The organism is Streptomyces sp. CB02058 (assembly GCF_001905505.1).
Taxonomy (GTDB): domain Bacteria; phylum Actinomycetota; class Actinomycetes; order Streptomycetales; family Streptomycetaceae; genus Streptomyces.
This window is the reverse complement of record NZ_LIPG01000001.1, coordinates 1,016,912-1,030,158: the sequence shown is the minus strand read 5'-3', so window position 1 is coordinate 1,030,158 and position 13,247 is coordinate 1,016,912. Positions and strand designations below refer to the sequence as shown.

Here is a 13,247-nt window from a genome sequence, read left to right as displayed (position 1 = left end):
TCGCGCCCGCGCGAGGGGATCGGTCGTTCCGGGCACCGGCGGGTTCCGGCCACGCCTGTTCCCGCGCTCCGGCGGACCGTTGCAGGACCGCAATGCGGACGGGGGGTGACGGTGGCCGGACCTCTCCCCTAGATTTCCTGCGCATTACACCAGGTGATCAGCGAGGGGACGGAGTCGCCACATGCCGGAAGAAAACGAAGCGAACCCACCGACAGGACCCACGGTGACACCCGTCAGGGTGGTCATCGCACTCTGTCTGGTGGCCCCGTTCGTGGCGATGCTCTGGGTGGGCTCGTACGCGAAGATCGAACCGACCTTCATCGGCATCCCGTTCTTCTACTGGTACCAGATGCTCTGGGTGCTCATCTCGACCTCGCTCACCATGGTCGCGTACAAGCTGTGGCAGCGTGACCAGCGCGCCCGCAAGGGGGGTGCTTCCGCATGAAGGACGGCGTGAACGGCGTCGCGCTCGCCGTGTTCATCTTCTTCTTCCTGGCCGTCACGGTCATCGGATTCATGGCCGCGCGCTGGCGCAAGGCCGAGAACGAGGCCAGCCTCGACGAATGGGGCCTGGGCGGACGGTCGTTCGGCACCTGGGTGACCTGGTTCCTGCTGGGCGGCGACCTCTACACGGCGTACACCTTCGTCGCGGTGCCCGCGGCGGTCTACGCGGCGGGGGCGGCCGGCTTCTTCGCGGTCCCCTACACGATCCTCATCTATCCGCTCATCTTCACCTTCCTGCCGCGTCTGTGGTCGGTCTCGCACAAGCACGGCTACGTCACCACCTCGGACTTCGTCCGGGGGCGCTTCGGCTCGAAGGGGCTCTCGCTGGCGGTCGCCCTCACGGGCATCCTCGCCACGATGCCGTACATCGCGCTCCAACTGGTCGGCATCCAGGCCGTGCTGGACGTCATGGGCGTCGGCGGCGGCGAGACCACGCACTGGTTCATCAAGGACCTGCCGCTGCTGATCGCGTTCGCGGTCCTCGCGGCCTACACCTACTCCTCCGGCCTGCGCGCGCCGGCGCTGATCGCGTTCGTCAAGGACGGTCTGATCTACCTCGTCATCGCGGTGGCGATCATCTACATCCCGATAAAGCTGGGCGGCTTCGACAGCATCTTCGCCGCGGCGAACGAGAAGTTCTCGGCGGCGAACGAGGCGGCGGGCAAACCCGTGGCCGGGCTCGCGCCGGGCGCCTCCGGCCAGTGGGTGTACGCCACCCTGGCCCTGGGCTCGGCACTGGCCCTCTTCATGTATCCGCACTCGATCACGGCGACGCTCTCCAGCCGCAGCCGTGAGGTGATCCGGCGCAACACGACGATCCTGCCGCTGTACTCGCTGATGCTGGGTCTGCTGGCCCTGCTCGGCTTCATGGCGATCGCCGCCGGGATCAAGGTGGACAACGGGCAGCTCGCGATCCCGCAGCTGTTCGAGAACATGTTCCCGGACTGGTTCGCTGGCGTGGCCTTCGCCGCGATCGGTATCGGCGCGCTGGTGCCGGCCGCGATCATGTCGATCGCCGCGGCGAACCTCTTCACCCGCAACATCTACAAGGACTTCATCAAGCCCGACGCGACCCCGGCCCAGGAGACCAAGGTCTCCAAGCTGGTCTCGCTGCTGGTGAAGGTCGGCGCGCTCGTCTTCGTCCTCACCATGGACAAGACGGTCGCGATCAACTTCCAGCTGCTGGGCGGCATCTGGATCCTCCAGACGATGCCCGCCCTGGTGGGCGGCCTGTTCACCCGGTGGTTCCACCGCTGGGCCCTGATCGCCGGCTGGGCGGTCGGCATGATCTACGGCACGGTGGCCGCGTACGGTGTCGCCAGCCCGACCCAGAAGCACTTCGGCGGGTCCTCGAAGGAGATCCCGGGCATCGGCGAGATCGGCTACATCGGTCTCACCGCGTTCGTGCTGAACGTCGTCGTCGTGCTCGTGCTGACCTTCGTCCTCAACGCGGTGAAGGCCCCGGCGGGTATCGACGAGACGTCCCCGTCCGACTACACGGCGGACGTGGGCGACCCCGGCGTCCAGAAGACGCTGCCGCCCGCCACGGTGGGCGCCCCGGGCGGTCACTGACCCCGCGGGCACCAGGAGCGCGGCGCCGTCCCGGCAGGGCCCACCCTGCCGGGACGGCGCCGTTCATGCCCCCCCCCGGAGACAGAGAGGCGTCCCCGCGTCCGGCTGCGGCAGACTGCGCCCATGGACCTATCGATCAGGCGGATCCGGCCCTCGCAGTACGCGGCCCTGGGCGAGATCACCGCGGAGGCGTATCTCAGGGACGGACTCCTGGACTTCGGCGCCGACGACCCGTATCTGGAGAAGCTCCGCGCCGTCGGGCAGCGGGCGGCCGAGACCGAGGTGCTGGTCGCGGTCGACGGCGACGGCCGGCTGCTGGGCGGCGTCACGTACGTCGCGTCCGGTGGCCCGTGGGCGGACGTCGCCACCGCGGACGAGGCCGAGTTCCGGATGCTCGCCGTCTCCCCGGAGGCTCGTGGACGGGGCGCGGGCGAGGCGCTCGTACGGGCGTGCGTGGACCGGGCGAGTGCCGCCGGAGGGCGTTCCGGAATCGTCCTGTCGACACAGCCGGCCATGCGCGGCGCCCACCGGATCTATGAGCGCCTCGGCTTCGTACGGACCCCGGAGCGGGACTGGAACCCGCTGCCGGCCCTCCGGCTGCTGACGTACCGCCTGGCGCTCTGACTCCTCCGCGACACAACATGTGGGGGCTGCCTGAATGGGCAGCCCCCACATGTATGCTCGACCTCGCTGTCGCCGCAGGGGAATCCGGTGTGAATCCGGAACTGTCCCGCAACGGTGTGATCGGTGCGCTCATCCGCACCCGAAGTCCGAAGACCTGTCGACAGTGCGTCCGGCTCGACCGAACCGGACGCCGAGACGTCCGGGCCCCGCGGAGGGCCGGTGGACGCCGTGCACGCCGTGCTGCCCTCTCGTGGGCGCAGTCGTGCCCCGGCTGCCCCCGCTCCCGCAGGCCCAGAGCCGAGCGAGGGATAGCCCCAGTGACCATCGCGCCAGCCGATCCGGTTTCAGCCGAGGAATCCGAAGGCCTTGCGGCCGACGCCCCCGGGACCGCCCTGCTGCGGACCCTGACCGGTCTCACCGCCGATCTGCCCGACACCGACCCCGGACGGGTCGCGGCCGCCGCGCTGCGCGGCCGGAGCGCGCGGGCGGACGAGGCCGAGCTGCGCTCGCTGGCCACCGAGGCCGCCGCCGGCCTGATCTCCGAGGACCCGGCCTACTCCCGGCTCGCCGCGCGGCTCCTCACCCGCACCATCGCGGACGAGGCGGCCGGACAGGGTGCGGTCTCCTTCTCGGCCTCGGTCGCCACCGGGCACCGCGAGGGCCTGATCGCGGACCGTACGGCGGAGTTCGTCACGCTGCACGCCGCCGCTCTGGACGCGCTGGTCGAGCAGGCGCTCGCCGACGGGGCGGACGACCGCTTCGGCTACTTCGGGCTGCGGACGCTGTACAGCCGCTATCTGCTGCGCCACCCGCTCACCCGCGAGGTCGTCGAGACCCCGCAGCACTTCATGCTGCGCGTCGCCGCCGGGCTCGCCGAGGACACCTCCGAGCGCGCCCTGGAGGAGGTCGCGGCCCTGTACGGCCTGATGAGCCGGCTGGACTACCTGCCCTCCTCCCCCACCCTCTTCAACTCCGGCACCCGGCACCCGCAGATGTCCTCCTGCTATCTGCTGGACTCGCCGCTGGACGAGCTCGACTCCATCTACGACCGCTACCACCAGGTGGCGCGCCTCTCCAAGCACGCGGGCGGCATCGGCCTCTCGTACTCCCGCATCCGCGCCCGGGGTTCCCTGATCCGGGGGACGAACGGGCACTCCAACGGCATCGTGCCGTTCCTGAAGACGCTCGACGCCTCGGTCGCGGCGGTCAACCAGGGGGGTCGGCGCAAGGGTGCCGCCGCGGTCTACCTGGAGACCTGGCACGCGGACATCGAGGAGTTCCTGGAGCTGCGCGACAACACCGGCGAGGACCAGCGGCGTACGCACAACCTCAACCTGGCGCACTGGATCCCGGACGAGTTCATGCGCCGGGTCGACGCGGACACCGAGTGGTCGCTGTTCTCCCCGGCGGACGCCCCCGAGCTGGTGGACCTGTGGGGCGAGGAGTTCGACGCCGCGTACCGCGCCGCCGAGGCCAAGGGGCTGGCCCGCAAGACCCTGCCGGCCCGTGAGCTGTACGGGCGCATGATGCGCACCCTCGCGCAGACCGGCCAGGGCTGGATGACGTTCAAGGACGCGTCCAACCGCACGGCGAACCAGACCGCCGAGCCGGGCAGGGTCGTCCACTCCTCGAACCTCTGCACCGAGATCCTGGAGGTCACCGACGACGGTGAGACGGCCGTCTGCAACCTGGGGTCGGTCAACCTCGGCGCGTTCGTCGCCGACGGCACCATCGACTGGGAGCGGCTGGACGCCACCGTGCGTACGGCGGTGACCTTCCTGGACCGCGTCGTGGACATCAACTTCTACCCGACCGAGCAGGCCGGGCGCTCCAACGCCCGCTGGCGCCCGGTGGGTCTGGGCGCGATGGGCCTCCAGGACGTCTTCTTCCAGCTGCGGCTGCCCTTCGACTCTCCCGAGGCCCGCGCGCTCTCCACGAAGATCTCCGAGCGGATCATGCTCGCCGCCTACGAGGCCTCCTGCGTTCTCGCGGAGAGGTCGGGCCCGCTTCCTGCGTGGTCCGAGACCCGCGCCGCCCGGGGCGTGCTGCACCCCGACCACTACGCCACCGAGCTGAACTGGCCGGAGCGCTGGGACGCCCTGCGCGCCCGGATCGCGAAGAGCGGGATGCGCAACTCGCTGCTGCTCGCCATCGCGCCGACGGCGACGATCGCCTCGATCGCCGGGGTGTACGAGTGCATCGAGCCGCAGGTCTCCAACCTCTTCAAGCGCGAGACGCTCAGTGGTGAGTTCCTCCAGGTCAACGCCTACCTGGTGGACGAGCTGAAGAGGCTCGGCGTCTGGGACGCCCGGACCCGCGAGGCACTGCGCGAGGCGAGCGGCTCCGTGCAGGGCTTCGCCTGGATCCCCGAGGACGTGCGGGCGCTGTACCGCACGGCGTGGGAGATCCCGCAGCGCGGTCTGATCGACATGGCGGCGGCCCGTACGCCGTTCCTCGACCAGAGCCAGTCGCTGAACCTGTTCCTGGAGACGCCGACGATCGGCAAGCTCTCCTCGATGTACGCGTACGCCTGGAAGCAGGGGCTGAAGACGACGTACTACCTGCGTTCGCGCCCGGCGACCCGGATCGCCCGCGCGGCGTCCGGGACGGCCGTCGCCGCCGCCCCGATTCCCGTGCAGCAGGCCGCCGCTCCCGACGCGGACGCGATCGCCTGCTCCCTCGAAAACCCCGAGTCCTGCGAGGCCTGCCAGTAATGAGCACCACCGAGAACAAGAACCTGCTCGACCCGGGCTTCGAGCTGACCCTGCGTCCCATGCGCTACCCGGACTTCTACGAGCGCTACCGGGACGCGATCAAGAACACCTGGACCGTCGAGGAGGTCGACCTCCACTCGGACGTCGCCGACCTCGCCAAGCTGTCGCCGGGTGAGCAGCACATGATCGGCCGGCTGGTCGCGTTCTTCGCGACGGGGGACTCGATCGTCTCCAACAACCTGGTGCTGACGCTCTACAAGCACATCAACTCCCCGGAGGCGCGCCTGTACCTGTCGCGCCAGCTGTTCGAGGAGGCCGTGCACGTCCAGTTCTATCTGACGCTGCTCGACACCTATCTGCCCGACCCGGAGGACCGTGCGGCGGCCTTCGACGCGGTCGAGGAGATCCCTTCGATCCGCGAGAAGGCGCAGTTCTGCTTCCGGTGGATGGACTCGGTCGAGAAGATCGAGCGGCTGGAGACGAAGGCCGACCGCCGCCGCTTCCTGCTCAATCTGATCTGCTTCGCCGCGTGCATCGAGGGGCTGTTCTTCTACGGCGCGTTCGCCTACGTCTACTGGTTCCGCTCGCGCGGTCTGCTGCACGGCCTCGCCACGGGCACCAACTGGGTGTTCCGTGACGAGACCATGCACATGAACTTCGCGTTCGAGGTCGTGGACACCGTCCGCAAGGAGGAGCCGGACCTCTTCGACGACGAGCTCCAGCAGCAGGTCACCGACATGCTGAAGGAGGCCGTCGAGGCGGAGCTGCAGTTCGGCCGCGATCTGTGCGGCGACGGCCTGCCGGGGATGAACACCGAGTCGATGCGCCAGTACCTGGAGTGCGTAGCCGACCAGCGGCTCACCCGGCTCGGCTTCCCGCCGCTCTACGGCTCCGAGAACCCGTTCTCGTTCATGGAGCTCCAGGGGGTGCAGGAGCTGACCAACTTCTTCGAGCGCCGGCCCTCCGCGTACCAGGTGGCGGTGGAGGGGTCGGTCGGCTTCGACGACGACTTCTAGATCCTGGCCCAGGACCTGAGGTGGGGGCGCCGCGTGGCCGCGAAAGGCCGCGCGGCGCCTGCCGTTTCCGGGGGTTGCGCCTCGTGGCGGCGTTCCGCCTCCCGCAGCTCGCGGTCGATGCGGAGCTCGCGGGCGAACCCGAGAACCGCGGGCAGCACGACGAGGGCGAAAAGTACGGCTATGGACAGGAAGCTCAGGAATGTGTTCATGGCTCTACTGTCGTCCGTCCGGATCGATTCCGGCAGTGGCAGGACTGTCATACAGCATCGAATTACTGCCACACTCGCCTCATGCTGAAGAATGTCGCCGCTCTGCTGCTCGACGAGGTCCATCCCTTCGAACTCGGGGTCCTGTGCGAGGTGTTCGGCCTCGACCGCTCCGACGAGGGGCTGCCGGTCACCGACTTCGCGGTGGTGTCGGCCGAGGGCCCCGTCCTCCGGACGCACGCCGGGTTCACCATCAGCACCCCCTACGGTCTCGACCGCCTGGAGGAGGCCGACCTCGTCGCCGTACCGGCGGGGAGCCACTTCGTGGGGCGGGAGTATCCCGTGGAGGTCCTGGACGCCCTGCGCCGGGCCGTGGAGCGCGGGGCGCGGGTGCTGAGCGTCTGCTCCGGCGCGTTCGTCCTCGGCGCCGCCGGGCTGCTGGACGGCCGCCGCTGCACCACCCACTGGCGGCACGCACAGGAGCTGGCCCGCCGCTTCCCGGAGGCCCGGGTGGAACCGGACGTGCTCTACGTCGACGACGGCCCGGTCATCACGTCGGCGGGCACCGCAGCGGGGATCGACGCCGCCCTGCACCTGGTCCGCCAGGCGCACGGGCCCGCCGTCGCGAACGCCGTCGCCCGCCGCATGGTGGTCCCGCCGCACCGGGACGGAGGGCAGGCGCAGTACATCAAGCGGCCGCTGCCGCGCACCCGGTGCGACACGGTCGGCGAGACGCTCGCCTGGATGGAGGCCCATCTCGACCAGGAGATGACCGTCGAACAGCTGGCGGCCCAGACCCACATGTCGCCGCGCACCTTCGCCCGCCGCTTCCAGCAGGAGACGGGCACCACGCCGTACCGCTGGCTGCTCCGGCAGCGGATGCTGCTGGCGCAGCACCTCCTGGAGACCTCGGACGAGACCATGGACACGATCGCGGGGCGGACCGGCTTCGGGAACGCGGCGGCACTGCGCCATCAGTTCGTACGCGTTCTCGGTACGACACCGAACGCGTACCGCCGCACCTTCCGGGGACCGGCCGAACTGACCGAGGTGGCCTGAGCGGACGGCCCCGGAGCGGTGCCGGTCAGATACCGCAGCTGGAGGCGGACCAGAAGTGGCTCGGCCCCTGGTTCACGTGGATGTGGTCACCGTGGCCGGGGTAGCCCGGGCCGAGGATCCCGTTGAATCCGTGGTTGCGGGCCTGCTTGGCGATGGTGCACAGCGAGTGCGGTCCGGCGCCGAGGTCGACGGCGTCACCGTAGAGATGGCGGCTGTTGGTCGCCCCGCCGACCGCCGCGTTGCAGCTGGTGGACCGGAAGCCGCTGGTGACACGGAGGGGCTGGTCGCCCAGCGCGTGCCGCAGCGCCTGCAGCTTCCACATGCTGCTGAGGGCGTTGGCCTTGGCCGTGCCCGCGGCGACCGCTCCGCCCGCCCAGGTGCTGTTGCACTGGTTGAGCTCGGGGTAGGTGAAGTTGACGGGGGTGCAGTCGTCGTCCTGGAGGGCGTAGAGCTTGGACTGCGTGGCCGGGCCCGCGATGCCGTCGGCGGCGAGGCCGTAGGCGGACTGGAAGCGCTTGACCGCGGCCGTGGTGGCGGGGCCGTACGAACCGTCGATGGCGAGCACGGAGTTGTATCCCGGATAGCCGGCCACCCGGATCTGGAGCTGTGTGACGTCGTTGCCCGTGGCGCCCGGCGAGAGTGTGCGGGTCCAGGTGTAACAGCCGTCGGCCTGAGCCGTGCCGGCGGTGACGAGGGCACCGCCGACCGCGAAAGCCATGGTCATGACAAGGCCGAGCAGCAGATGTGCGGTACGTCTGAGCATTGGGGGTCTCCCTGTGCTGTGAGGTCTGGCCGTGAAGCGTGGGAGAGAGCCTGTCGGACGGGTCGACGCGCGTCAACCACGCCCGGGAGAACACTGGCCGGCGAACACCCCACGCCCGCACCGGACACGCGAAAGGGGCCCCGCCATGGGCGGAGCCCCGTCATCACCGTCCCTCGGGGGCCGGATCAGTCGTTCGGGACGACCTCGTAGCGCGGCGTGCCCTCGGCCATCTGCTTCAGCGCGTCCTTGCGGTCCCGCTTGGAGAGCCGGTCGATGTAGAGGTAGCCGTAGAGGTGGTCCGTCTCGTGCTGGAGGCAGCGCGCGAAGTACCCGGTGCCCCGCACCTTCACCGCGTTGCCCCGGGCGTCCTGACCGCGCACGACCGCGTAGTCGGGGCGCGCGAGCGAGGCGTACGCCGTCGGCACGGAGAGGCAGCCCTCGTTGGAGTCGTCCAGAACGCGCCGCTCCGGCGCGAGCTCCTCCAGCACCGGGTTGCAGATGGCGCCGACATGGCGCACACCGTCGTCGTCCGGGCAGTCGTAGACGAAGACCTTGCGGTCCACACCGATCTGGTTGGCGGCCAGGCCCACGCCCTCCGCCGTCCGCTGGCTCGCGAACATGTCGTCGATCAGCTGCGCGAGCTCGTCACCGAACTCCGTGACGTCGCTGCACTCCTTGTGCAGGACCGGGTTGCCGACCACCGTGATGGGGCGGGAGGTGCCGCGCTCGCGGTGCGCCGCCTCGCGCGCCTCGCAGTCCTCGGTGTCCACGAGGAATCCCTCGTCGTCCACACCGGCCTGCTGGTCCGTCTCCTGCTGCGACATGTCCGCCGTACGCCTTCCTGCAACCTGAACCCGTGAGTACCCGCACCGCAATCGGTGCCCGTACAGCCTACGGGCACCGCTCAGCAGACTTCTTCCAGATCCCGCCACTCACGGCTGTCCGGACTGTCCGCGACCCAGCCGTCCAGCAACCCGCGCACCAGCCCGGCGGGGGCCGCTATGCCGCACTCCCGCTCCGGCACCCAGAGGTCTCCCGCCGTGCGATGCCCCAGGGGCCCGGGGTGGCCCGGCTCGCTGTGGTCGTGCGGGTCCAGGTGCTCGCCGTCGCCCTCATCGCTCTCCATCCGGCTCTCCGAACAGGCACGGCAGAGCAGCCGCACGGAGGACGACCAGTCCTCGGCGGCGAAACCGGCGTCGGAGGCGAGCTGCTCCAGCGCGTCCCTGTCCTCCTCGGTGGCGGCCTCCAGGAGCACCACCCAGGTCGGCACGGGAGAGGGCGCCCACAGCTCGATCTCGTCGAAGACGGGGTACGCGGGCCCGGCGGCCGTGATCCGCTCGCCGTTCGGCACGCCGTCGTGCAGGACGACCTCGCCCCAGCGCCGCCCGGAGGACGGCAGGGGGATCGACAGCACTTCCATCCGCGCCGGGTCGAGCCTGCGGCCCCAGACGACCTCGGCCTCGCCCTCGGGCGAGAGCCGCACGGCCGCGCTGCCCAGCTCCATGCCCGTCGGCTCGCTGTTGGACGCCGCGTTGTGCTGGCCACTGCCCGGCACCTTCAGCCCGTACGCCTGCCATGCCCTGCGGGCCAGCGGCCAGTCCTGGAGCGCCGTGGCGGCGATCCCGACGTTCCACCAGTCCGGGGCGCCGGACTCACGGTCGAGCAGGGCGACGGCCCGCAGACCCGCGGCCCTCGCCTGCTCCCAGTCGTGCCTGAACTTGTGCAGCAGCGCGAGATTGAACCAGGACTCGGAGAGCCAGGGCTCCAGGTCCGCCGCGCGTGTCAGCAGCGCCCCCGCGTCCTCGTACCGGCCGTCGCCGATCAGCGTGAACGCGCGGTCCGTGGCCTGCCGCCAAGAGGCGGACGGCCGATGCCGTACCTTCCCGAAGATCCTCACGATTCCCGCCTGTCCCGACTGGGCACCCTCGTTTTCCGCTCTCCTTCGCATCCAACCATGCCGGGCCGGACGCTCGCTCATTACCCATGGGTTACCCCGCACGCACCGGGGCCAGACCACCTCGCGCCAGGACTCTGGCCAGCGCTTCGACGACCTGTGGCTGGTAGTCGCGGCCGGTGCCGAGCCTGAGCTGCTCCAGCGCCCCCAGAGGGCCCTTGACGCCTTCCCCGCACAGGTCGTCGTACGCGTTGACCGCACGGACGATCCTGGCGGCGGTCTGCTGCTCCCTGTACGGATCCGCCTGCTGTTCCACCACCAGGGCGACCGCGGGGTCCACCCCGGTCTGCCGGACCACCGCGCCTCCGAGCAGCGCGATACGGCGCTGCTCGGAGGCGGGCAGGACGGCCGTCGCACCGTCGGCCACCGGGTCGACGAGCGAGAGCTGCCCGATGTCGTGCATCAGCGCCGCGTACTCCAGGACGTTCAGCTCGGGCCCGGCCAGGCCCAGCTCCCGGCCCACGGCCGTCGAGAGGTCGGCCACCCTGCGGGCGTGCCCGTGCGGGGTGTAGCCCGCGATCTCGGTGGACCGGGCCAGTGAGGCGATGGTCTGCCTGTACGTCGTACGGACGGAGACGTACCTGCGGAAGGACAGCTGGGTCAGCAGCAGCGGCACACACAGCACGGGCAGTGCCCACAGCCCCGCCGCGGCGACCCCGAGCGCCATCACCACGCCGGTCGCGCAGACGGCCGACCCGATGCCGCTGAGGGCCCGGAGCTCGTCGCGGAGCTGCGGGCCGAACGGGCGGTCCGTCCCCGCGGTGAGCGCCGCGAGGACGGCGTCGCACAGGGCGGTGAGGAGCAGCAGCAGGAGCAGGAAGAGGGCGGCGTACGGGCCCTCGCCGAGCCAGCGCTCCGAGAGCCCCGACCGGTGGAGCGGCTGGAAGCACACCGCGGCGAAGGCGACGGTCAGGACGCGGCGGGCCAGCTGGTCCGGGCCCGGGCCCCTGCCCCGCGCCACATGGGGCACGGAGGCGAGCAGCTGCGCCGCGACGACGACGGTGACCACCTGGAGGACGCCCTGTGTGGTCGCCTCACCGCCGCTGCGCCCGAGCAGCGCGTAGGCGAGCGCCCCGGCCGCCCCCAGGGGCGCGGGCTCGCGCTCCCCTGGCAGCGCGCCCCAGCGGGCCAGCTCGCCGACGGCGACCAGGAGGCCGAAGGCGAGGGCGTGCCCGGGCTCGACGACGCCGTTCCACAAGGTGTGGCCGAGCGCGACGACGGCGAGGAGCAGCGCGGCGGCGCGGACCACGAGGACGGCCAGCGCCGGCCGCCGGGGCGTCACCGGGGCCGTCCGGGCCGGCCGGCGGTCCCGGTGCGCTCCCCCGCCCGCTTCTGCGAGGGCAGACCGGGCGGCTCCTCGTCCGAGGTGACCGTGTTGGCCGCGGCGGACCAGCCGTGGCGGTCCAGCGCGCGTGCCAGGGCGCGCACCATCCGCGGGTCGAACTGGCTCCCGGCGCAGCGCTCCAGCTCCTCGACGGCCACCGGGACGGGGCGCCCGCGACGGTAGGAGCGGGTCGAGGTCATGGCGTCGAAGGCGTCGGCGACGGCGACGACCCTGGCGAACTCGGGGATCCGGTCGCCCGCGAGGCCGTACGGATATCCGCTGCCGTCGAGGCGCTCGTGGTGGTGGAGGATCGCGGCGCGTGCCTCGTCCAGGAAGCCGATGCCCCGGACGATCTCGTGCCCGTACTCCGGATGCAGTTCGATCACACGGCGCTCCTCGGGGGTCAGCGGCCCGTCCTTGCGCAGGACCCGCGTGGGGACGCCGAGCTTGCCGACGTCGTGCAGGATCCCGGCGAAGCGGAGGGCTTCCATCCGGCTCTCCTCCATGCCGAGTTCACGGGCGATCAGCTCGGACGCGCGCCCCACCCGCTCGCTGTGCCCCCGGGTGTAGCCGTCCTTGATGTCGACGGCCTGGACGAGCGCCCTGATGGTGGCGCGGTGGGCGGCGTGCTCGCGGTGGTACTGCGCGAACACCCAGCAGGAGATGTACATCGGCAGCAGGACGACCAGGGCCGACACCGGGCCGTACGAACTGCGCCAGAGGACGGCCATCATGAGCCCGGCGAGCGCGTGCACCAGGTGCGGCCCCACGGAGCCCGCGACCGCTCCGCGCCACGCGTGCCGGAGGGCCACGCGCTCGGCCAGGGCGAGGATGCCGCCGTCCAGCGCGGCCGGCACGAGGCTGAAGACGAGCGCCGCGGCGCAGGCCGGGAGGAGGGCGTACGGCAGGTCGGGCACGGCGCCCCCGGCCGCGCCGCCGAGGGTGGCGGGCCCGCTCAGGAGCGCATGGGTCCAGGAGGCCGCCCCCACGGTCAGGGCGAGCTGCGCGGCCCGCCAGATCCGGCGGGCCGTCGCGGGCGGCTGCTCGACCCGGCCGGCGAGCGCGCCGGGCACGGCGACGAGCACGGCGGCGGACGGAGGGAGCAGGAAGGCCGCGGCGAGCAGCAGAGGGAAGAACGATCCGGCGCTCATGGGGACGGAGCTGCCGAAGAAGGGGCAGCGGCCGGGAAGCTCGCAGACCAGGTAGAGCGCGGTGAGGAGGCCGAGCGTGCCCCAGGGGGTCTCGGCGCCCGGGGACAGCGCGGGAAGGGCGCAGAGTGCGGCGCAGACCGCCACACACAGGATGTAGACGCGCGCCGCCGCCGGTGTGCCCCTCACCCGTACCGCCCGCCCCCCGACCTGATCAATGAGGGCGCCAGGCTAGCGAGTTGGGCGTGCAAGAGGTTCCGAACGAGTCGGATTAGCACATTCGGGTGACACGACCGGCCGCCGACGGGGACGGGCGGCGCTTCGGCGGCACGCAGTCAGTGGGGACGACCGGCCGTCGACGGG

At 71.3% G+C, this 13,247-nt stretch carries 12 protein-coding genes and 1 riboswitch; of the genes, 6 read left to right on the top strand and 6 right to left on the bottom strand.

All coding sequences use genetic code 11. The features are described 5' to 3' along the window. The first annotated feature begins 181 nt into the window (after positions 1–181). The 5 genes from AMK10_RS04850 to AMK10_RS04830 all read left to right on the top strand — a co-directional run bounded on the left by AMK10_RS04850 (position 182) and on the right by AMK10_RS04830 (position 6,430). Positions 182–445 (top strand): DUF3311 domain-containing protein, encoded by a 264-nt coding sequence (locus AMK10_RS04850; protein WP_073745075.1) that lies wholly within the window; start codon positions 182–184, stop codon positions 443–445. Then, a complete protein-coding gene (gene mctP, locus AMK10_RS04845; protein WP_073745073.1) occupies positions 442–2,076 on the top strand; it encodes a monocarboxylate uptake permease MctP in 1,635 nt (544 codons plus the stop codon). The genes AMK10_RS04850 and mctP overlap by 4 nt, the downstream gene beginning before the upstream one ends. Before the next feature lie 123 nt (positions 2,077–2,199). Continuing rightward, positions 2,200–2,700, top strand: coding sequence for a GNAT family N-acetyltransferase (locus tag AMK10_RS04840; protein WP_073745071.1), 501 nt, complete (start codon positions 2,200–2,202; stop codon positions 2,698–2,700). 53 nt (positions 2,701–2,753) lie between these two features. Then, positions 2,754–2,876, top strand: a riboswitch (cobalamin riboswitch). Between the two features lie 141 nt (positions 2,877–3,017). Next, the gene (locus tag AMK10_RS04835; RefSeq protein ID WP_073745069.1) at positions 3,018–5,414 is read left to right on the top strand and encodes a ribonucleoside-diphosphate reductase subunit alpha; all 2,397 of its coding nucleotides are present in this window, start codon (positions 3,018–3,020) and stop codon (positions 5,412–5,414) included. Next, entirely contained in the window at positions 5,414–6,430 is a 1,017-nt protein-coding gene (locus tag AMK10_RS04830; protein ID WP_073745067.1) for a ribonucleotide-diphosphate reductase subunit beta, read from the top strand. The genes AMK10_RS04835 and AMK10_RS04830 overlap by 1 nt, the downstream gene beginning before the upstream one ends. On the opposite strand, the gene AMK10_RS04825 is transcribed toward AMK10_RS04830, so the two are convergent. Further along, positions 6,427–6,639, bottom strand: coding sequence for a hypothetical protein (locus AMK10_RS04825; protein WP_073745065.1), 213 nt, complete (start codon positions 6,637–6,639; stop codon positions 6,427–6,429). The genes AMK10_RS04830 and AMK10_RS04825 overlap by 4 nt on opposite strands. Before the next feature lie 81 nt (positions 6,640–6,720). Between AMK10_RS04825 and AMK10_RS04820 the strand changes: the two genes are divergently transcribed. Next, a complete protein-coding gene (locus AMK10_RS04820) occupies positions 6,721–7,695 on the top strand; it encodes a GlxA family transcriptional regulator (protein ID WP_073745063.1) in 975 nt (324 codons plus the stop codon). 25 nt (positions 7,696–7,720) lie between these two features. Here AMK10_RS04820 and AMK10_RS04815 read toward each other — a convergent pair whose 3' ends face one another. From AMK10_RS04815 to AMK10_RS04795, 5 genes are all read right to left on the bottom strand, one after another. Further along, on the bottom strand, positions 7,721–8,458 hold the full coding sequence (locus AMK10_RS04815; RefSeq protein ID WP_073745061.1) for a D-Ala-D-Ala carboxypeptidase family metallohydrolase: 738 nt from the start codon (positions 8,456–8,458) through the stop codon (positions 7,721–7,723). Between the two features lie 185 nt (positions 8,459–8,643). Then, complete coding sequence (def, locus tag AMK10_RS04810) at positions 8,644–9,282, bottom strand: peptide deformylase (RefSeq protein ID WP_073745059.1); 639 nt, start codon at positions 9,280–9,282, stop codon at positions 8,644–8,646. Positions 9,283–9,362: 80 nt separating this feature from the next. After that, complete coding sequence (locus AMK10_RS04805; protein ID WP_073745057.1) at positions 9,363–10,355, bottom strand: tetratricopeptide repeat protein; 993 nt, start codon at positions 10,353–10,355, stop codon at positions 9,363–9,365. Between the two features lie 91 nt (positions 10,356–10,446). After that, complete coding sequence (locus tag AMK10_RS04800; protein WP_073745055.1) at positions 10,447–11,694, bottom strand: HD-GYP domain-containing protein; 1,248 nt, start codon at positions 11,692–11,694, stop codon at positions 10,447–10,449. Next, positions 11,691–13,073 carry an HD-GYP domain-containing protein gene (locus AMK10_RS04795; RefSeq protein ID WP_073745053.1) on the bottom strand — a complete coding sequence of 461 codons (1,383 nt, stop codon included), beginning with the start codon at positions 13,071–13,073 and terminating at the stop codon, positions 11,691–11,693. Before AMK10_RS04795 ends, AMK10_RS04800 begins: the two co-directional genes overlap by 4 nt. Positions 13,074–13,247: the final 174 nt, after the last annotated feature.